The sequence below is a fragment of the Pseudarthrobacter sp. Pseusp20 genome, assembly GCF_059492155.1.
In genome coordinates this window covers 1,746,019-1,764,908 of sequence record NZ_CP168521.1, presented here as the reverse complement: position 1 = coordinate 1,764,908, position 18,890 = coordinate 1,746,019, and the positions used below count along the sequence as shown (strand labels likewise).

The following is an 18,890-nucleotide window of genomic DNA, read 5'->3' as shown; positions in this document are numbered from 1 at the left end:
GTCAGGACCCCGAGGACCTGCCATGGACGGTGGCGCCGTTCCCGGGCTGGACCGGACTGGTGCTGCCGTTATTGCCATAGCTCTTGGAGCGGCGCGTGCTGTTGTCTTTGCGGGTTCCGTAGTCGTCGCCGTCAGAGCGGGAAGAACCGGATTTGGGCGTGCTCCCCTGGGTGCTCTTGTCCTGCGTGCTCTTGTCCTGGGTGGTCTTGTCCTGGGTGCTGCTGTCCTGGGTGTGGGTGGTCCTGGCTATCACGGACGGCGTTGCAGCATAGACGGCAGCCGCCGCCACGCCGGCAGCGGCGAAACTGCCAACGCCCACGGCCGCGGTAATCCCGGTGGCGAGGCGCTTGCCCCTGCTGCGAGTACTCATGACCTGCTCCCGATCCTAGCGGCCCGTCTTTCCTCCCATGGTGCGCTTCATTCCTGTGTAGATCCTTTAAGGAAGCTGTTGATCCGGCCGATGTCCAGGGGCGGTCTTCACGGGCGGTTCACCAGAGCGAGGGCAGGCTCCCCACCAAACGCTCGTACATGGCCAGGGCGGACCCGTCGGTGAGGGACGCCACCTGGTCGATGATCACGCGAAGGCGGGCGCCGTCGTCGTCCGCCGCCCGCCAGTCCGCCGCGAACATCGGCTCCAGATGCCGGTCCCCCGTGGCGCTGAGGGCTGTCACCAGGGCGTGCAGCACCTCGCGCTGGCGCTCATAGATGGGCTGCCGGTGTTCGGTGGTCATCACGAAGGTGGTGGCAAGGCCCTTCATCACCGCGATTTCCATGACGGTCTCGTCCGGGACCATGAGTTCGGCGTTGTAGCGCGTGAGGTTCTCCGGCCCGTAAACGGCCCGGGTGGTTTCCAGGGCGCTCTGGCAGAACCTGCCGATCAGCTGGCTGGTCATGTTCTTCAGGGCAGCCATGGACTTGCGGCTTCCATCCGCCTCGCGGACCCAGACGTCGGTGGCTTCGAGCCGTCCCAGGGCGGCGTCGATGGCGGCGGGGTCGTTGTGCGGGAGATACCACTGCTTGGCGTACCCCACCACCCGGGCGCGGTGGTCCGGGTTGTCCATCCAGCGCAGCTGGAAGTGGCCGGCAACGATCGCGTCCTCCACGTCGTGCACCGAGTAGGAGATGTCGTCGGCCAGGTCCATCACCTGGGCTTCCAGGCAGGTCCGGCGTTCCGGGGCGCCCTCGCGGATCCAGTTGAAGATGGGCAGGTCGTCCTCGTACGCGCCGAACTTGCTGGTGCGCTGGCCGTGGATCACCGGCGCTTCCAGCGCGGACCACGGGTATTTCGACGCCGCGTCAAGGCTGGCGCGGGTGAGGTTCAGTCCGGCAGGCCGGCCGTCAGCAGTGAGCACCTTGGGTTCGAGCCGGGTGAGCAGGCGGAGGGTCTGGGCGTTGCCCTCGAAACCGCCGATGGCATGGGCCACCTCGTTCAGCGCCGATTCGCCGTTGTGGCCGAAGGGCGGGTGGCCCAGGTCGTGGCTGAGGCAGGCGGTGTCCACCACGTCCGGATCGCAGCCCAGGGCACGGCCCAGTTCGCGGCCTACCTGCGCCACTTCCAGGCTGTGCGTGAGGCGGGTGCGGACAAAGTCGTCGGTGTCCGGTGCCACCACCTGGGTTTTGGCGCCCAGCCTGCGCAGGGCCGAGGAATGCAGCACCCGGGCGCGGTCCCGCTCAAAGTCGGACCGGTAGGTGCTCTTCGGCGGCTCCTCAAACCAGCGGGCAGAATCGTGCGTGTCGTACCCGGGGAGCGCCAGGGCGGCGGTGGGGGTTCCTGCCGTCGGTGTTTCAGCCACCGGAAACATCCAGTTCTGCGGCGGAAATATCCCGGGACTGATCATCGTTCAGGGCCCGGGAGTCCAGCCAGTCCTTGGGCAGGGCAGGCCTCTTGGGTGAGCCGGCGCGGCCGCGCGGGCCCTCGGCGTCCACCCCCGGATAGGGCGAATCCAGGTCCAGCTCGGCCAGGGTGTCCCGGAGTACCTCCAGGCTGGTGACCAGGGCCAGCCGGGTGCGCAGTTCCCCGCCCACCACGTAGCCCTTGAAGTACCAGGCGATGTGCTTGCGGATCTCGCGCAGCGCCTTCCCTTCATCGCCGAAGGTTTCCACCATCAGTTCTGCATGGCGGTAGACGCCCTCTGCCACCTGCCGCAGGTTGGGCCGGTGGCGGACGTCGCTGCCTTCGAAAGCGGCCTGCAGGTCGCCGAAGAGCCACGGCCGGCCCTGGCAGCCGCGGCCCACGACTACGCCGTCCACGCCGGTTTCGCGGACCATCCGGACGGCGTCCTCCGCGGACCAGATATCGCCGTTGCCCAGCACCGGGATGTCGGGCAGGGCCTCACGGAGCCGGGCGATGGCGGACCAGTCGGCCTTGCCTGAGTAGAACTGGGCGGCGGTGCGCCCGTGGAGGGCGACGGCGGCAACGCCGGAATCGCGGGCGATGCGGCCGGCGTCGAGGTACGTCAGGTGGTCATCGTCGATGCCCTTGCGCATCTTGATGGTCAGTGGAACGTTGCCTTTGGAGGCTTCCCTGACGGCGGTCTGCACGATCGAGGTGAAAAGGTCGGTCTTCCAGGGCAGGGCGGAGCCGCCGCCGCGCCGGGTCACCTTGGGAACGGGGCAGCCAAAGTTGAGGTCGATGTGGTCCGCCCTGTCTTCCTCCACCAGCATCCGGACGGCGGCGCCGACGGTGACGGGGTCCACGCCGTACAGCTGGACGGACCGGACCTTTTCGTCCTCGTCATGCGAGATGATGCGGAGGGATTCGGGTGTCCGCTCCACCAGCGCGCGGGAGGTGACCATCTCCGCCACGTACATGCCGCCGCCGTACTCACGGCAGAGCCTGCGGAAGGCGGAGTTGGTGATGCCGGCCATCGGGGCCAGGATCACCGGGGTGTCAACCGTGATGGGTCCCAGCTTCAGGGGCGGGAGTTCCAGCTTGGGGGCGGGGGGAGTTGCTGCAACAGTCACCTGTCCATTGTTGCAAAGCCGGGCAAATCGGCCATTCCCGCCAGTGCCAGTGGCCCGTCGCAGGTTTTGGGCAACCGGATTTCCAGGCTGGCCGACGCCCAGCAGCACGCGGCAGCAAAGCAGCCCGCTGAAAGGCCGTCCGTCGTAAGGCTGTTCAGCCGCGGTCGGCCCGGCGGCCCCGCCGGGTGGCGGGTTCGTGCACTTGTTCGTTCACTTGTTCGTGCGGGGGTTCGACGGCGGCGCGCCGGCTGCGCTGCTCGAGCGCGGCAGCGGCGAGCGCCCCGGTGTCCGCAACGTCGTCCGCGGGGCTGTGCCCGCCGTCGTTCTTTCCGTCTCCTGCTGCAATGTCCCGCGCCCCAATGTCCTGCGCCTCAGTGTCCCGTGACCCGGCAACCGCAGGCGCGGCGTCCGCGGCCCTGATACCGGTTGCCTTGACTACGAGCACGGCGATCAGGGTGGTGACGGGGATGGCCAGGACCAGCCCGATCGATCCCACCAGGGTCCGGATGACTTCCTCGGACAGTTCGGCGCTGGTGAGGGTGTCCAGCAGCGGCCGGTCGTAGAGCATGACGATGATGAGGATGGGCAGTGCGGCCCCGGCGTAGGCGAAGGCGATGGTGTACACGGTGGAGGCGATGTGGTCGCGGCCGATCCGCATGGCGGAGGTGAACAGCTTCCGCGCACTGCTGGCCGGTGCCAGTTCGTAGAGCTCCCACACCGCGGAGGACTGGGTGATGGTGACGTCGTTGAGGACACCCAGGCCGGAGATTATGAGTCCGCAAAGGATCACCCCCGAGATGGAGATGTTGGCCGAGGTGTTCACCAGAGTGGCGGCGTCGTGGCTGCCCACTCCGGCAAGGTTGGCGGCGTCGGTGGCCCAGGCTGCCAGCAGCGCGGTGATGGCCAGGCCGAAGATGGTGCCCAGGAGTGCGGTGGACGTGCGCGCGGAGAATCCGTGCGCGAAATACAGCACCCCGATCATGATCACGGTGGAACCCACCAGGGCCAGCAGCAGCGGCGGTTTGCCTTCCACCAGGCCTGGAAGCAGGAAGTTGGCCAGCACGAAATAGGCGCCCACCAGCCCGATCAGGGCCCGGAGGCCGCGCCACCTGGCGACGGCGATGACCACCGCGGCGTAGAGCACGGCGAGCAGGACAACCGGCAGCGTGCGGACGAAGTCCACGAAGATGTAGGCCGGTGAGCCCTGCGAGCCCGTGGCGCCCTGGACCTTGGAGAGATTCAGGTACCGGATCTGGTCCCCGGGCTTGACCCCGTGCGAGGAGGCCACATCCGGGTTGATGACCACCTTCACCGGGCTGCCGCCCTTGTCCGGCTCCGTGAAGGCGAAGGTGCAGTCCGAGCCCTGTCCCGGCGGCTGCTGTGTGGAGCCCTGTTGGCCCGTGCCCTGTTGACCTGTCCCCTGTTGGCTGGTGCCCTGTTGACCTGTCCCCTGCTGGCTGGTGCCCTGCATGCAGTTTTCGGTCACCACATTCTGGATGGTGCCCGTATCGAAGGTCACCCCGGGGGCTGTGGAGTACGGGTTGGCGAGCGAGACACCTTCCCTGCTGCCCGACGGCCACAATGCGGCCATCCCGGCCAGGGTCAGCAGCGCCAGCGGAATGAGCACCGCGGCAAGGATACGGTTCGCCTTGCTGCGGGCAGCCATCGCCTGGGGCGTCGGCTCCGAATGATCCAAGGAAGCATGGGAGTGACCGGCGCCCATCAGCAGTACAACCTCATGGTTGAACTCTACGTGGGCCGCCATAGGGTTTATAAATGGACCATCGGGATGGGGAGGAACCAGGCATGGGCAACCGTGGTACGCATGGGCCAGGCGTTCAAGGCGCAGGAGTTCAAGGCGAAGGTGACGCCGGCGGGGTGCAGGCCGGGCAGGCGCCGGTGGTTCCCGGCCACCAGCCTGTACTGAGCGTCCTCGAAGCATCCGGCGACACCAAGGGCGTGGTCCTGGTCCTGCACGGCGGCAAGGCCCACAGCCGCGATCCGGTGGAGGCCCGGCACCTGAGCCCGGCCAGGATGGTCCCCTTCGCCAGGCACCTGCACCGCGCCGGCCGGAAACACGGGCTGGCCGTCTGGTCACTGCGCAACAGCGTCCGCGGCTGGAACGGGCCTGACATGTCGCCGTTGCAGGATGCCCGCTGGGCGCTGGGGAAGATTTCCGAACGCCACCCCGACGTTCCGGTCTTCCTGCTGGGCCACTCCATGGGCGGCCTGACAGCCGTGTGCGCAGCGGACCACGCCCAGGTTGAGGCCGTTGTGGCGCTTGCCCCGTGGCTGAGCCCGCAGACTCCCGCAGCCAGTGTCGCCGGAAGAAAAGTCCTGATCATCCACGGCACCACCGACCACATGACCAGCCCCTCCCAGTCCCTTGCCTTCGCCCGCCGGGCCTCGGCCGACGCCACGAGCATGCAGTATGTGGCCCTCAAGGGCGTTGGGCACTTCATGCTCCGTAAGATCCGGGTGTGGCAGACACTCGCCACCGGGTTCGTCATCAAGTCCTTTGCCGAGAGCACGGGCGCCGCAGTCCGGCCGTCGTCTGCCTTCACCCGGCTGCTGCCTGACTCATCCGTCCAGGTCACCCTCTAGGCAGTTTCCCCATGCCCTGGCGTCCCCCAACCAACGACCGCTTCTACCGGCTGATCGTCCGGACCGGGCAGTTCCTGCGCTGGGCGCTGCGGCTGGACATCCACGCAACAGGCCTGGAACACCTGCCCGAAAAGGAACCCACAAGGGGAGCCTCCCGGGAGGTTGTCCCCGGCAAGGGAGCGGTGTTCGCCGTCACGCATTTCGGCTACCTGGACTTTGCGGTGCTGGAGCTGCTCCTGTGGCCGCACACCCGTGCCCAGCTGCGGTTCCTGGTCCACCAGGGCGCGGCAGACCATTGGCTTGCCGGCCCCGCCATCAGTGCCAGCGGCCACGTGGTGGTGGGATACACAGACCGTTCGGACGCCTATGACGCCGCGGTGGCCAAGCTGCGCGATGGCGAGTACCTGGCTGTGTTTCCGGAGGCGGGGGTCAGCCGCAGCTTCACGGTCCGCGAGTGCCGCACAGGGGCTGTCCGGATGGCGGCGGAGGCCGGCGTCCCGGTGATTCCGGTGTCCGTCTGGGGCGCCCACCGGGTGTTGACCCGTGGCCACGGCTTTTCCCTGCGCCGCAGCTGGCGCGCCCCGGTACGGGTCCACGTGGCCGAGCCGGTGCTCTTTCCGTCCGACGTTGACGTGGAAGCGGCCACGGAAGCACTGCGCAGCACGCTGCAGTCAGGGATCGACCATTGCATCGCCGGCTTTCCCCTCCGCCCGGAATCCGGCGCGTGGTGGATGCCGGCGCATTTGGGCGGCGGCGCGCCGACCGACGCCGAGCGGCAGCTGCTGGACGCGGCAGACGCAGCCGCGGGCCGCCGTCGTGCTCCCCGCCAAAAGCAGGCCCGGCAACGCATAGCCCGCTCCCCCAAGTGACTCGCACTTGTCCGTTCGCAAGCACCGTGTGCGGGCGGTTGGTGCGGGCCGCCTGGGGGCAGGCAGGCAGTTCCTTAGTCCGAGACCACCAGGGTTTCAGACCCCGCCAACCGTGCCTTGCCGCTTTCCAGCAGGGGCTCGACGGCGGCGCGCAGGGCGGCCATGGAGTCGTCCAGTTCCAGCATGACCGGGTGCTGGTACGCGATCAGGGCAAGCATGTCCCGGACCGCCTCCGCGGCATCGTCGGCGTCCAGCGAAGGCTCGTGCCCCACGAACACGTCGGTGGGCGTCTCGGACCCCCTGCTCGCGGCCACTTCCGGATGGGGTGCGGCGTCGGGGTCTGCCGGCGCCGCGTAGCTTACGGCGAAGGCACGGATGCGGCCCTTTTTGCTCGGCACAACACCGGCCCCGAACGCGGACTCCGGCTGCGCCCGCAGGACGATGGCTCCGTGGGCCCCGGTGAGCTCGTCCAGGAACAGCTTCTGCACCTGCCCCACGGACAGGACGCCGGGCGAGTCCCACCCGTGGATGGAGGTGTAGTACCGGCCCACCACGTCGGTCAGCTCCACGGAGCCGGTGGCCAGGTCCATCACCACGTCCGAGCCGGCGTTCTCGCCACTGGCCGCGCCGCCGTCGTCCTTGGCGGGGAACACCGGAAGCCGCAGGGCGCCCGGCTCCACCACCACAAGGCGGGAACGCTGGATGGGTGCCAGCCCAAACGCCTCGGCGAAGGCCGCCCCCGCGGTGCCGGGCTCCACCTTGGCGCGCAGCCTGGTGACCCCCGACGGCGCGTGTTCGGCCTCGCGCCGCAGCATGGTCAGGAGGCTCGCCCCGATGCCCGCGCGGCGGTGGTCGCGGGCCACCTCGATGTAGCACCAGAGGCGTTCCGGGTGCAGGGAGGCCTCATAGACGACGCCGGCCGCCACCGGAATGCCCACGCCGTCAATGACGTCCTCTGCCACGACGCAGCGGCGCCACGGGGAGCCGTCCCTCCCGTTGGAGGACACGGCCAGGGCCCCGCGGAACTGGCGGGCCTGGGCGGTGTCCGGGTCGCCCCAGATTTCCAGGAGCGCCAGGTCGTCGCCGTCCCGCCATTCGCGGTATTCGATGGCCATGCTCAGGCCCCGATCAGCCGTGCCGCCAGGTAGCCCTCCACCTTGTCCAGGGAGACCCGCTCCTGGCTCATGGTGTCCCGCTCGCGGATGGTGACGGCCTGGTCCTCCAGCGTGTCGAAGTCCACGGTGATGCAGAACGGGGTGCCGATCTCGTCCTGGCGGCGGTAGCGGCGGCCGATGGCGCCGGCGTCGTCGAAGTCGATGTTCCAGTTCTTCCGCAGCTGCGCGCCGAGGTCCTTGGCCTTCGGGGACAGGTCCTCGTTGCGGCTCAGCGGCAGCACGGCGGCCTTGACCGGGGCCAGGCGCGGGTCCAGCTTCAGGACGGTGCGCACGTCCACGCCGCCCTTGGCGTTGGGGGCCTCGTCCTCGGTGTAGGCGTCCACCAGGAAGGCCATGAAGGAGCGCGTGAGCCCGGCCGCAGGCTCGATCACGTACGGGGTGTAGCGCTCGTTGGTGGCCTGGTTGAAGTAGCTCAGGTCCTGGCCGGAGGCCTTCGAGTGCGTGGTGAGGTCGAAGTCGGTGCGGTTGGCGATGCCTTCGAGTTCGCCCCACTCCGAGCCCTGGAAGCCAAAGCGGTATTCGATGTCCGTGGTGCCCTTGGAGTAGTGGCTCAGCTTCTCTTTCGGGTGCTCAAAGAAGCGCAGGTTTTCCTCGCGGATGCCCAGGCCGGTGTACCAGGCCATGCGCTCCTTCATCCAGTACTGGTGCCATTCCTCATCGGTGCCGGGCTCGACGAAGAACTCCATTTCCATCTGTTCGAATTCACGGGTGCGGAAGATGAAGTTGCCGGGCGTGATCTCGTTGCGGAAGGACTTGCCGATCTGGCCGATGCCGAACGGGGGCTTCTTCCGGGAGGTGGTGAGGACGTTGTTGAAGTTCACGAAGATGCCCTGGGCGGTTTCCGGGCGGAGGTAATGCAGGCCTTCCTCGCTGGCCACCGGGCCCAGGTAGGTCTTGAGCAGGCCGGAGAACTCCTGCGGTTCGGTCCACTGGCCGCGGGTGCCGCAGTTGGCGCAGGCAATGTCCTTCAGGCCGTTCTCGGCCGGCCGGCCCTTCTTTTCCTCGTATTCTTCCTCGAGGTGGTCGGCGCGGTAGCGCTTGTGGCAGGAGAGGCATTCCACCAGGGGGTCGGAGAAGACCTCCACGTGGCCGGAGGCTTCCCATACCTGGCGGGGCAGGATGACGGATGAGTCCAGGCCCACCACGTCTTCGCGGCCGCGGACCATGGACTGCCACCACTGGCGCTTGATGTTTTCCTTCAGCTCCGCACCCAGGGGGCCGTAGTCCCAGGCAGAGCGCGAGCCGCCGTAGATCTCACCGGCCTGGAACACGAAGCCCCTCCGCTTGGAGAGGGAAATGACCTGGTCGAGGACGGACTTTGCTGCCATGGGGTAACTCCAATTTCTACAGGGCCGCTGGGTGCGGTCCGCGGGTTGTCAGGCCCCGGCCGCCGTATGCCTGGAGGCACAGTGGGCAGGGTGCCGGGGCGAATGAAGGAAGATCGTTGAAAAGCTCGTGTCCTAGCGTACCGGCCGCTGCCTGCGGAGCGCGCCCCGCGGCCACGGCAGAGTTGCCAGGATGATCGCGGCGAGGGTCAGCAGGGTCCCGAGGACGGTGGCCGGGGCGACGACGGTGCCCGGGGCGGGCAGCGCCAGGTCCAGGGCCAGCGAGCCGAGCAGCTGGCCGGCAATCATGCCCAGCCCGGTGACCAGTACGCCAAGGCTGCGGACCAGGAGGGCGCCGAGCCCAATGAAGACGCAGCCCATGGGACCGCCCAGGTAGTACCACCATTCGGACGGCAGCGGGTTGGCTGGGCCGGCCACCGCCAGCTTCACCGCCAGCGCTGTCCAGAGCACGATGCAGCCGGCCCCGAAGTTGACCAGGGTGGCCGCGATCGGTGTGCCGTAGTGGACGGTGGCGGTGCCGTTCATGGCCTGCTGGAAGCTCATCAGGAAGCCAGCCGCCACGGGCAGCAGGATGGGAAGCAGCAGGGAGGACGGACCACCGTCGGTTCCGCCGGCCCCCGCGCCGCTGAACCGGGGCGAAACCGCCCAGGCGACGGCGGCGATAGTGAGGACGCAGCCAATGATGCGGATGCCGGTGACGGATTTCTTCCCGGCCGGCCCGATTCCCAGGCGGTCCACCAGCAGGCCGCTCACGGTCTGCCCGGTGACCGTGGCCACGGTGAAGAGTGCCACGCCCAGGATGCCCACCGTGAACGACTGGGCAAAAACGAACAGCGCGCCGATGGCACCGGCCACCACGTAGATACGTGGAAAGGCGCGTTTGCGGACCGCGGGAAGGATGGCCGCCAGCCCCGCCCGCCCGCGCGGCAGGACCAGCGAAATCACGATCATGACCAGCAGGCCTGTGCTGAAACTCACGGCCGCCGCGGCGATGCCGTCACCGAGGCGGGCGCCCAGGGCCCCGTTGATGCGCCCCTGGACTGGGATGGCAAGGCCGGAACCCACGGCCAGGGGCAGGCCTGCGAGCACCGGCAGGCGGGAAGGGGAGGTCATTGAATCCACCTTAGTTCAGGCATTATTGCTCTATGAGCAACCCCATTGACGACGTCCCCATCCGCGACAGCATGATCCGGCTGGGCCAGCTGCTGAAGCTCGCCAACCTCGTGGAGGACGGCGTGGAGGCGGCGGAGCTCATCAAGAACGGGCTGGTCAAGGTCAACGGCGAAATCGACGATCGCCGCGGCCGCCAGCTGCACAACGGCGACGTTGTCACGGTGAACGGACAGAGCGTCCGGGTAGTGGCGCCCGAGGCCTGACTAACAGCGGCGGCTGCTTCGCCGTGCCCGCCGTCGTACGCCTACTTGTTCAGCACCTCGTGAGTGAGGAACTCCCCCACGTGCCCGATCTCCTGCTGGTTGATCCCGTGCCACATGCCGGTGTAGAGCACCTTGGTGAGCTTGACGTGCTTGCGGACCCAGCCCATGGTGTACTCGATCTTGTCCTGGGTGATCACCGGATCCTGCTGGTCCCGGCCCCAGAACATGGGCACGGTGCCGTCCAGCTCATCGTCCCTGAACGAAGGGTCGCCGGCTGCGTCCACCACGAAACCGGACAGTCCGACGACGGCAGCGAAGTCCGTGGGCCGCTGCCGCAGGAGCGTGGTTGCCATGGCCATGCCCATGGAGAAGCCGAGCAGGGTCACCGACGGATGCCCCACCCGGATGGTGTCGATCCACTCCAGTACGTATGCCGAGGCCTTCTTGACCCGCTCCAGCGAGTACTCGATGGAGGCCGTGAGCGGGAACCAGGTGTAGCCGGGGCCCGTGGCGATCGGCGCACGCACGGACGCGACGGCGAAGTCCCCGGGCAGCAGGTCGGCCAGGCTGAGCAGGTCCCGCTCATTGGCGCCGTAGCCGTGGAGGAGCACCAGCAGCGGCTTGCCGTCGCGCTGGTCCTCCGGATGGGACCACAGGACAACGGGGGCAGGAAATACTTCGGCGTCAGTCATGGTTTCCATTCATATCAGTTACCCACAAGTAACAACCTACGTTCGCGTAGGCAGTGAAACGGAAGGCAGGATAGGACCGTGACTGACGCAAGTGACATCAAGGCCCCGTCCGCGCACCCGGGATCCCACCCGTGGACCCGTTACGTGGCGATGGGCGATTCCTTCACCGAGGGCATCGGCGACCCCGAACCCGCGAGCCCCGGCGGCCACCGCGGCTGGGCCGACAGGGTGGCCGAGGAGCTGGGCAGGACCCAGCCTGACTTCGCCTACGCCAACCTGGCCGTCCGCGGCCGCCTGCTGCAGCAGATCGTTGACCAGCAGCTGGCGCCTGCCCTGGAGCTGAAGCCGGACCTGGTCACCCTGTCGGCGGGCGGCAACGACCTCATCCGCCCGGGCGGCGACCCGGACGTGCTGGCCGAAAAGCTCGATTCCGTGGTCCAGATCCTGTCCCTGGGTGGTGCCACGGTGGTCCTGTTCAACGGACCTGACACCGGCTCGTCAGTGCTCGGCAGGATCCGCAGCAAGGTGGCCATCTACAACGAGAACCTGCGGACGGTGGCAACGCGGCACGACGCCATCATCGCGGACATGTGGTCGCTGCGGCAGTTGAGCGATCCGCAGATGTGGGACCAGGACCGGCTGCACTTCTCCCCGCTGGGGCACCACACCATAGCGGCCATGGTGCTGGACGCGCTCAACGTTGAGCATTCCCTGGAGCCGCTGCAGCCCAAGCCCCTGCCGCCCCGGACCTGGCGCGAGGCCAGGAGCGGGGACCTGGTGTGGGCGCGCGAATACTTCGTGCCGTGGGTGCTGCGGCGGTTGCGCCGCCAGTCCTCCGGGGACGGCATCACGGCAAAGCGGCCGACGCCGGGCCCCGTCTTCGGTCCGGGCGTTCCCTTGGGTGCCGGTGAGGGCCCGTTGGGAACGTCGGAGCCCAGCCGCCGGTAAGGCCGCCCGGGGTTAGGCTGGAAGGACAACACTCGAGAGGCGCGGCACCGTGAGCAGCTTGTTTTTCTGGATTATCGTCCTGTCCTTCGTCGTCCCCATGGCCATGCGGATGTACCGGCGGTCCGTGGCACGGCGGGACCGGGACCAGTCGTTGCCCGGGCGCTTCCCTGAACAGTTCCCGGGGCAATACGGACAAGACGGGTATCCCGGCCCCGGCCAGTACCCGGGACCGGGCCAGTATCCAGGCTCGGCCGGGCCGCAGAGCAACCAGCCCCGCGACGGCTATACCCAGCAGGACTACTTCTCCGGCGGCTTCCGCAGTATCCAGCGGCCGCAGCCCCTGGGCGACCCGCAGCCGTTGCCCCACCAGTACGGCCAGCAGCCTCTGCCGGACCCCGGCTACGGTCCCCCGCAGGGACAGGGGTTTGGTCAGCCAGGCTTTGGCCGGCCCGGCTTTGATCAGCAGGGGTCTCAGCAGCCGCGTCCCGGAGAGCCGACGCCGGGACAGTCCCCAGCGCCGGCCACTCCCCCGCCGCCGGCGGCACCGCAAGGGTACCGCGCCCGCAAGCTCGCGGAACTGGACCAGCAGTACACCAACGGTGAGCTGTCCATGGAGGACTACATGAAGCGGCGCAGCGACATCATGAACGGCTAGTAACAGGAGCGCCACCGGGCCTGCCCGGTGGCGCTCCTTTATGCGTTCAGTGCTCCTGTCAAGCTCAGTGGACCTGCGGGAAGCCCAGGTCAATCACCGAGGTGGAGGGATCCGGCCAGCGCGTGGTCACCACCTTGCCCCGGGTGTAGAACCGAATGCTGTCCGGGCCGTACATGTGGGTGTCGCCGAACAGCGAGTTCTTCCAGCCGCCGAACGAGAACGTGCCTACCGGAACCGGAATGGGCACGTTGACGCCCACCATGCCTGCCTCGACGTCGAACTCGAACTGCCGGGCCGCCCCGCCGTCACGGGTGAAGATGGCCGTGCCGTTGCCGAACTCGTTGTCGTTGACCAGCTTCACGGCGTCGCCGTAGGTATCGACGCGGACCACGGACAGGACCGGGCCGAAGATCTCGTCGTCGTACACCTTCATGCCCGGCTTGACGTGGTCCACCAGGCTGACGCCGATGAAGAATCCGTTTGAATCGAACTGCTGCGAGCGCCCGTCCACAACCACGGATGCGCCTTCATTTTCGGCCCCCGCCACATAGGAGGCCACGCGGTCCCGGTGCTCCGCGGTGATCAAGGGGCCCATCTGGGACGCGGGGTCCGTTCCCGGGCCGATCTTCAAACCCGCCATGCGGCTGGAGATTGCCTTCACCAGGTCGTCCGCGATGTTGCCCACGGCCACCAGGACGCTGACGGCCATGCAGCGTTCGCCGGCTGACCCGTAGGCGGCCGAAACCGCAGCGTCGGCAGCCATGTCCAGGTCGGCGTCGGGAAGCACCACCATGTGGTTCTTGGCACCGCCCAGTGCCTGCACCCGCTTGCCGTGTTCTGCCGCCCGCTTGTAGATCGACTGGGCAACGGGAGTGGAGCCGACAAAACTCACGGCTTTGACGTCCGGGTGCTCCAGCAGGACATCCACGGCTTCCTTGTCACCGTGGACCACGTTCAGCACCCCGGCCGGCAGGCCCGCTTCGGCGAAGGCCTCCGCGATGAAGACGGCGGCCGACGGGTCCTTCTCGCTGGGCTTCAGCAGCACGGTGTTGCCGCAGGCCAGGGCACTGCCGATCATCCACAGCGGCACCATGGCCGGAAAGTTGAACGGCGTAATGCAGGCTACGACGCCCACCGGCTGGCGGACGGAGTGCACGTCCACCCCGGTGGAGACCTGCTCGGACCGCTCGCCCTTGAGCATGTGGGACAGGCCGGTGGCGAAATCGATGTTCTCCAGGCCGCGGGCGATTTCGCCCTCTGCGTCGGAGAGGACCTTCCCGTGCTCGCTGGTGAGGATGGCCGCGAGCTCGGGCTTCCGCTGGGTCAGGATTTCGCGGACCCGGAAGAAGATGCCGGTCCGCCGGGCCAGGCTGGTGGCCCGCCAGGCCGGCAGCGCGGAACGGGCAGCCGCGATGGCTTCCTCTGTCCGTGCCGCCGAGGCAAGCGCCACCTGCTTCTCCTGTTCACCGGTGGCGGGATTGAACACCGGGCCGAAGCGGTCTGCGTCGCTGACGCGGGTGCCGTTGATGTAGTGCGGGATGGTTTCCACGGGGAGTCTCTTTTCCTGCGTTGCGTGGTGCGGGCTAGTTGGCGGACGGCGCCGGGTTGGCGGGTTCGAGTGAGCCGTCCACGAGCTTGATGATCATGGAGCAGTCCTTGCCGGCGTCACCGGCGTCAATAAGCCGCTGGAACAGCTGCTGGACGTGCCTGCCGATCTCCAGGGGCGTGCCGGTATCCTCGGCTGCGCTGATGGCCAGCCCAATGTCCTTGTTCGCCAGCTCTGTGGTGAAGGTGGGCGCGAAGCCGTTGTTCGAGGCTGCGGTGGGAACCACGCCGGGCACTGGGTACCAGGTCCGCAGTGCCCACGAGTCGCCCGAGGAGACAGAGGCAATGTTCCAGAAGACCTGCTTGTCCAGGCCCAGCCGGTCGGCGAGCACAGCGCCCTCCGCGGTGGAGGCCAGGTTGATGAAAAGCATCAGGTTGTTGCAGATCTTGGCCGCCTGCCCCGTTGTGGGGCCGCCCGTGGGGATGATGTTGGCGGCCATGGGGCCGATGTAGCCCGTGGCGTCCGCCACGGCCCCCTCTTCGCCGCCAACCATGAAAGTAAGCGTTCCCGCTTCCGCCCCGCTCATTCCACCCGACACCGGGGCGTCCACGAAGCGGAAGCCGGCGGCAGCAGCGGCGTCGTGCAGTTCCTGGGCGGAGGCGACGTCGATGGTCGAGGAGTCAATCAGCAGCGTCCGGGTGTCCGCGTGCGCCAGCACGCCGTCCCCGCCGAGATACACCGCACGGGCGTGTTCACCCTTGGGCAGCATGGTGAACACGGCGTCCGCACCATCCACCGCCTCGGCGATGCTGGCGGTCCGCTTGACGCCGCCTGCTTCAGCGGCTGCCAGGGCTGCCGGGTTGAGGTCGAAACCGCGCACATCATGCCCGGCTTTCGCCAGGTTTACGGACATGTGGCCGCCCATGTTGCCCAGGCCAATCCAACCGATAACTGCCACGAGTAAGCTCCTTTGCTTCCATTCCAGCCGTACTGCCGGCATGTCTGTGTCAACGATCACACCCTGTTAGAGTGCAATCAAGGGGAAAAATCACAGAGGCCATGTGCATTGCTGCACATCGAAGGAAGGACCGCAGTGGACCTGAGACGGTTGCCAAGCCCCGACGACCTGCTCATCCTGCTCACCGTTGCCCGCCTGGGCCGGTTCAACGCGGTAGCCGAGACGCTGGGAACAACCCACACCACCATCTCCCGCCGCATCCTCGCCCTGGACAGGCAACTGGGCGGCCGGACTTTGGAACGCAGCCCGCAGGGTTGGGAGCTGACGCAGCTCGGTGCCGCGGCCGTGGAAGCGGCAGAGGCGATCGAAGGTACCCTTGGCTCGCTGTCCGGCCTGATCAGCCAGGACCAAAGCACCCTCGCCGGCCTGGTCCGCGTCGCCACGACGGACGGCGTGGGAGCAGTGTTCGTCACCCCGTCGCTGGTGCGGCTCCAGCAGCAAAACCCGCAGCTGAACATCGAAATGCTCAGCGCCACCCGGAAAGTCAGCCAGAACCGGTCGGGCGTGGACCTGGAGATCGTGGTGGGCCGGGCGGACGTCACCACCGCGCAGACAATCTTCCTGAGCAACTACTACCTGCGCCTCTACGCCAGCTCAGCGTATGCCGCCCGGCATGGTCTGCCGGAAACGCTCGACGACGTGGGGCAGCACGGGTTTGTGTCCTACGTCGAATCCGCACTCCAGGTGGCGGAGCTGGGGCCGCGCTGGTCTTCGCAGCTTCCGCTGCCCAGGACGAGCTTCCAGGCCACCAGCGTGTTCGCCCAGGTGGAGGCGGTGCGGCAGGGTGCGGGCATTGGGCTGCTGCCCAACTTCATGGTGGCGGGCTGCGGGGACTTCGTGCCCGTCCTGGCAGCCGACTTTGAGCGCCAGCTCCCCATCTGGGCCGTTGCCCGCCCGGAGTCGCTCCGGTCCGCACCGGTCCAGGCGGTGATTGCGGCACTCAAGGCGGAAATGAAGGAGCGCTCCGGGGTGCTGGCGGGGTAAGCGCTGTTCTTGCGGACCCAGGCCCCCCGCACAAGTCAGGCCTGGAACAGCCGCCTTACCACCTGCCCGGATGCCAGCGCGTCCAGGCCCTCATTGATCTCGCTGAGCGGCCGGGTGTCAGTGTGTAGCAGCTCAACCGGCAGCCTGCCTTCGCGCCAGAACGCCAGGTACTGCGGAATGTCGCGCGCCGGCACGGCATCCCCCATGTAGGAGCCCAGCAGCCGTTTTCCCGCCCCGGCCAACTGCAGGGCCGGCACCGTCAACTGGGCGGACGGATGGGGCAGGCCCACCGACACCACGGCGCCTCCCCGCGTCACCTGCTCCAGGCAGGAGGCGATAACGCCTGCTGATCCCACTGCTTCAATGGCAACGTCCACACCGTCCCCGGACGCTTCCGCGATCAGCCGTGCCGCGTCCTCCGGCGTTCCCACCGATGTGGCGCCGGCGTCGCGGGCCAGCTGGTGCTTGCCTTGGTTTGGATCGATGGCAATGACGTCGGCGGCTCCGGCGAGGCGCGCTGCCATGACGGCTGACAGGCCCACGGCTCCGAGGCCGAACACCGCTACGGACTGCCCCGGACTTACAGCCGCGGTATTCAACACTGCACCCATTCCGGTGAGCACGGCGCAACCAAACATCGAGGCAACCGTGTCCGGGACGTCGTCGTCGATCACCACCACCGATTCCCTTGCCACCACTGCGTAATCGGCGAAGGCCGAGACGCCAAGGTGGTGGTTGATCCGTTCCCCTGCCGGAGTCCGCAGCAGTGCCGGCCCGTGCAGCAGGTCGCCGGAGCCATTGACCTCTGCGGCACGGTGGCAGAGGGCCGGCCGGCCGGCCAGGCATGCACGGCACCCGCCACAGCTCGGCACGAAGACCAGCACCACATGGTCGCCGACGGACACGTCGGACACGCCGGCCCCCACGGACACCACCCGACCCACCGCCTCGTGGCCCAAGGCCATGGGCAGCGGCCGGACGCGGGAACCGTCCACCACCGAGAGGTCCGAGTGGCAGAGGCTGGAGTACGTGATGGCAACACCAAGCTCACCGGCGCGGGGCTCCGGCTGCTCCAGTTCCTGCACCAGCAGCGGAGCGGCCTCGGAGTAGGTCTGCTTCCCGTTGCCGGCCCCCGTGGTGGGGGCGGCGGGAACGGTGGAGTACAGGACGGCGGCTTTCACGGATCCTGCTACTTCTTGCGGGCGGCAAGGAGGTCGGCGGTGCCCTGGGCGTCGGCGGCGTCCACGTCGTGCAGCGAGATGCCGCGGGTTTCCTTCAGGAAGTAGACCGCGACGGCGGTAATGGCGCAGGCGATCAGCAGGTAGACCGCCACGGGGACGGAGGATTTGTAGGCGCCCAGGAGCGAGGCGGCGATGATCGGGGCCAGGGATCCTGCAACGATCGACGTCACCTGGTAGCCCAGGGAAACCCCGGAGTAGCGCATCCGGGTGGGGAACATTTCCGCCATGATGGCAGGCTGCCCGGCGTACATGAAGGCGTGGAACACCAGGCCGATCATGATGGCCGCCAGGATGATGGCATCGTTCTTGGTGTCCATCATGGGGAAGGCGAAGAAGCCCCAGGTGGCCCCCATGATGGCGCCGGCCATGTAGACGGGCCTGCGGCCAAACCGGTCCGACAGCTTGCCGACCATGGGCACGACGGCGAAGTGCAGGGCGTGGGCAAGGAGCAGCAGGAGGAGGATGCGGGTGGTGTCGGCCTGGACCACGGTTTTCAGGTAGGTGATGGAGAACGTGACCACGAGGTAGTACAGGATGTTTTCCGCCAGGCGCAGGCCCATGGCGGTGAAGACGCCGCGGGGGTAGCGCCGGAATACCTCAGCGACGCCGTAGCCCTTGTGGCCGGCTTCGACCTCTTTGCGGGCTTCGAGGAAGATCGGTGCGTCATTGACCTTGGTGCGGATGTAGTAACCGATCAGGACGATCACCGCGGACAGCCAGAACGCTACGCGCCAGCCCCACCCCAGGAAGGCGTCCTGGGTCAACGTGGAGGACAGGGTGAACAAGACGGCGGTGGCAAGCAGGTTTCCCAGCGGCACTGCCGACTGTGGCCAGCTGGCCCAGAAACCGCGGGATTTGCTGGGGCTGTGTTCGGCCACGAGGAGGACGGCGCCGCCCCACTCGCCGCCAACGGCAAAGCCCTGGGCGAACCGGAGGACCACCAGCAGTGCGGGAGCCCAGTAGCCGATCTGCTGGAACGTGGGCAGGCAGCCCATGAGGAAGGTGGAGACGCCTACCAGGATGATGCTCAGCTGCAGCAGCTTCTTGCGTCCGAACTTGTCGCCGAAGTGGCCAAAGACGATGCCGCCGATGGGGCGCGCCACGAAACCGACGGCATAAGTGAGGAAGGCGGCGATGATGCCATCCAGTTCTGTGCCGGCGTTGGGGAAGAAGGCCTTTCCGAACACCAGGGTGGCAGCCGAGGCGTAGAGGAAGAACTCGTACCACTCAACAACGGTTCCGGCCATGGAGGCCGTAACCACTTTCTTAAGGCCTGAAGCCTTGACGTCGGTTTCCTCTGTGCGCCTTGCGGCGGAGCTTTCCGTACTCATGCGAACTCCTTCGGCGTCGTCGTCGACACCACGGGGACCAATCAATGGCGGCCGGGTGTGATGCACACCACGAACGCACCGGATTCGATTGAGTATGGTCTGCCTGCGGTGCAACCTCAACGCCGATTAGTGCAGAAGGCA

19 protein-coding genes are annotated in these 18,890 nt (G+C 67.6%); 7 read left to right on the top strand and 12 right to left on the bottom strand.

What is annotated here, in order from left to right; genetic code table 11:
* Position 1: 1 nt before the first annotated feature.
* From ACEN9K_RS08160 to ACEN9K_RS08145, 4 genes are all read right to left on the bottom strand, one after another.
* A complete protein-coding gene (locus ACEN9K_RS08160) occupies positions 2–370 on the bottom strand; it encodes a hypothetical protein (RefSeq protein WP_478222090.1) in 369 nt (122 codons plus the stop codon).
* 118 nt (positions 371–488) lie between these two features.
* Positions 489–1,802: a deoxyguanosinetriphosphate triphosphohydrolase gene (locus ACEN9K_RS08155; RefSeq protein WP_051081449.1), complete on the bottom strand. Its 1,314-nt coding sequence runs from the start codon at positions 1,800–1,802 to the stop codon at positions 489–491.
* The gene (gene dusB / locus ACEN9K_RS08150) at positions 1,786–2,964 is read right to left on the bottom strand and encodes a tRNA dihydrouridine synthase DusB (protein WP_018771634.1); all 1,179 of its coding nucleotides are present in this window, start codon (positions 2,962–2,964) and stop codon (positions 1,786–1,788) included. The genes ACEN9K_RS08155 and dusB overlap by 17 nt, the downstream gene beginning before the upstream one ends.
* Positions 2,965–3,118: 154 nt before the next feature.
* A complete protein-coding gene (locus tag ACEN9K_RS08145; protein WP_495635690.1) occupies positions 3,119–4,630 on the bottom strand; it encodes a YibE/F family protein in 1,512 nt (503 codons plus the stop codon).
* A 42-nt stretch (positions 4,631–4,672) separates the two neighbouring features.
* Here ACEN9K_RS08145 and ACEN9K_RS08140 point away from each other — a divergent pair, with 42 nt between their 5' ends.
* The 3 genes from ACEN9K_RS08140 to ACEN9K_RS08130 are packed head-to-tail and all read left to right on the top strand — an operon-like array spanning position 4,673 to position 6,437.
* On the top strand, positions 4,673–4,891 hold the full coding sequence (locus ACEN9K_RS08140; RefSeq protein ID WP_495635526.1) for a hypothetical protein: 219 nt from the start codon (positions 4,673–4,675) through the stop codon (positions 4,889–4,891).
* Positions 4,843–5,568 (top strand): alpha/beta hydrolase, encoded by a 726-nt coding sequence (locus ACEN9K_RS08135; protein WP_495635525.1) that lies wholly within the window; start codon positions 4,843–4,845, stop codon positions 5,566–5,568. The genes ACEN9K_RS08140 and ACEN9K_RS08135 overlap by 49 nt, the downstream gene beginning before the upstream one ends.
* Positions 5,569–5,579: 11 nt before the next feature.
* Entirely contained in the window at positions 5,580–6,437 is an 858-nt protein-coding gene (locus tag ACEN9K_RS08130; protein ID WP_495635524.1) for a lysophospholipid acyltransferase family protein, read from the top strand.
* Positions 6,438–6,511: 74 nt separating this feature from the next.
* Here the strand turns inward: ACEN9K_RS08130 and ACEN9K_RS08125 are convergent, their stop codons facing one another.
* From ACEN9K_RS08125 to ACEN9K_RS08115, 3 genes are all read right to left on the bottom strand, one after another.
* The gene (locus tag ACEN9K_RS08125) at positions 6,512–7,552 is read right to left on the bottom strand and encodes a GNAT family N-acetyltransferase (protein ID WP_495635523.1); all 1,041 of its coding nucleotides are present in this window, start codon (positions 7,550–7,552) and stop codon (positions 6,512–6,514) included.
* A 2-nt stretch (positions 7,553–7,554) separates the two neighbouring features.
* On the bottom strand, positions 7,555–8,940 hold the full coding sequence (locus ACEN9K_RS08120) for a glycine--tRNA ligase (protein ID WP_018771628.1): 1,386 nt from the start codon (positions 8,938–8,940) through the stop codon (positions 7,555–7,557).
* A gap of 132 nt (positions 8,941–9,072) precedes the next feature.
* Complete coding sequence (locus ACEN9K_RS08115) at positions 9,073–10,071, bottom strand: DMT family transporter (RefSeq protein WP_495635522.1); 999 nt, start codon at positions 10,069–10,071, stop codon at positions 9,073–9,075.
* A gap of 32 nt (positions 10,072–10,103) precedes the next feature.
* On the opposite strand from ACEN9K_RS08115, the gene ACEN9K_RS08110 reads away from it, so the two are divergent.
* Entirely contained in the window at positions 10,104–10,334 is a 231-nt protein-coding gene (locus ACEN9K_RS08110) for an RNA-binding S4 domain-containing protein (protein WP_144600388.1), read from the top strand.
* 41 nt (positions 10,335–10,375) lie between these two features.
* On the opposite strand, the gene ACEN9K_RS08105 is transcribed toward ACEN9K_RS08110, so the two are convergent.
* Positions 10,376–11,026 (bottom strand): alpha/beta hydrolase, encoded by a 651-nt coding sequence (locus ACEN9K_RS08105; protein WP_056390009.1) that lies wholly within the window; start codon positions 11,024–11,026, stop codon positions 10,376–10,378.
* Positions 11,027–11,104: 78 nt separating this feature from the next.
* On the opposite strand from ACEN9K_RS08105, the gene ACEN9K_RS08100 reads away from it, so the two are divergent.
* Entirely contained in the window at positions 11,105–11,974 is an 870-nt protein-coding gene (locus ACEN9K_RS08100; protein WP_018771624.1) for an SGNH/GDSL hydrolase family protein, read from the top strand.
* A gap of 49 nt (positions 11,975–12,023) precedes the next feature.
* Positions 12,024–12,629 (top strand): hypothetical protein, encoded by a 606-nt coding sequence (locus tag ACEN9K_RS08095; protein WP_056390012.1) that lies wholly within the window; start codon positions 12,024–12,026, stop codon positions 12,627–12,629.
* Positions 12,630–12,693: 64 nt separating this feature from the next.
* Here the strand turns inward: ACEN9K_RS08095 and ACEN9K_RS08090 are convergent, their stop codons facing one another.
* Positions 12,694–14,178, bottom strand: coding sequence for a CoA-acylating methylmalonate-semialdehyde dehydrogenase (locus ACEN9K_RS08090; protein ID WP_018771622.1), 1,485 nt, complete (start codon positions 14,176–14,178; stop codon positions 12,694–12,696).
* Positions 14,179–14,212: 34 nt separating this feature from the next.
* Positions 14,213–15,133, bottom strand: coding sequence for a 3-hydroxyisobutyrate dehydrogenase (gene mmsB / locus ACEN9K_RS08085; protein WP_056390018.1), 921 nt, complete (start codon positions 15,131–15,133; stop codon positions 14,213–14,215).
* Between the two features lie 141 nt (positions 15,134–15,274).
* Here mmsB and ACEN9K_RS08080 point away from each other — a divergent pair, with 141 nt between their 5' ends.
* Positions 15,275–16,177 (top strand): LysR family transcriptional regulator, encoded by a 903-nt coding sequence (locus ACEN9K_RS08080; RefSeq protein ID WP_026266127.1) that lies wholly within the window; start codon positions 15,275–15,277, stop codon positions 16,175–16,177.
* 35 nt (positions 16,178–16,212) lie between these two features.
* Here the strand turns inward: ACEN9K_RS08080 and ACEN9K_RS08075 are convergent, their stop codons facing one another.
* Positions 16,213–17,358 (bottom strand): zinc-binding dehydrogenase, encoded by a 1,146-nt coding sequence (locus ACEN9K_RS08075; RefSeq protein ID WP_495635521.1) that lies wholly within the window; start codon positions 17,356–17,358, stop codon positions 16,213–16,215.
* An 8-nt stretch (positions 17,359–17,366) separates the two neighbouring features.
* The gene (locus ACEN9K_RS08070; RefSeq protein WP_018771618.1) at positions 17,367–18,749 is read right to left on the bottom strand and encodes an MFS transporter; all 1,383 of its coding nucleotides are present in this window, start codon (positions 18,747–18,749) and stop codon (positions 17,367–17,369) included.
* Positions 18,750–18,890 lie beyond the last annotated feature (141 nt).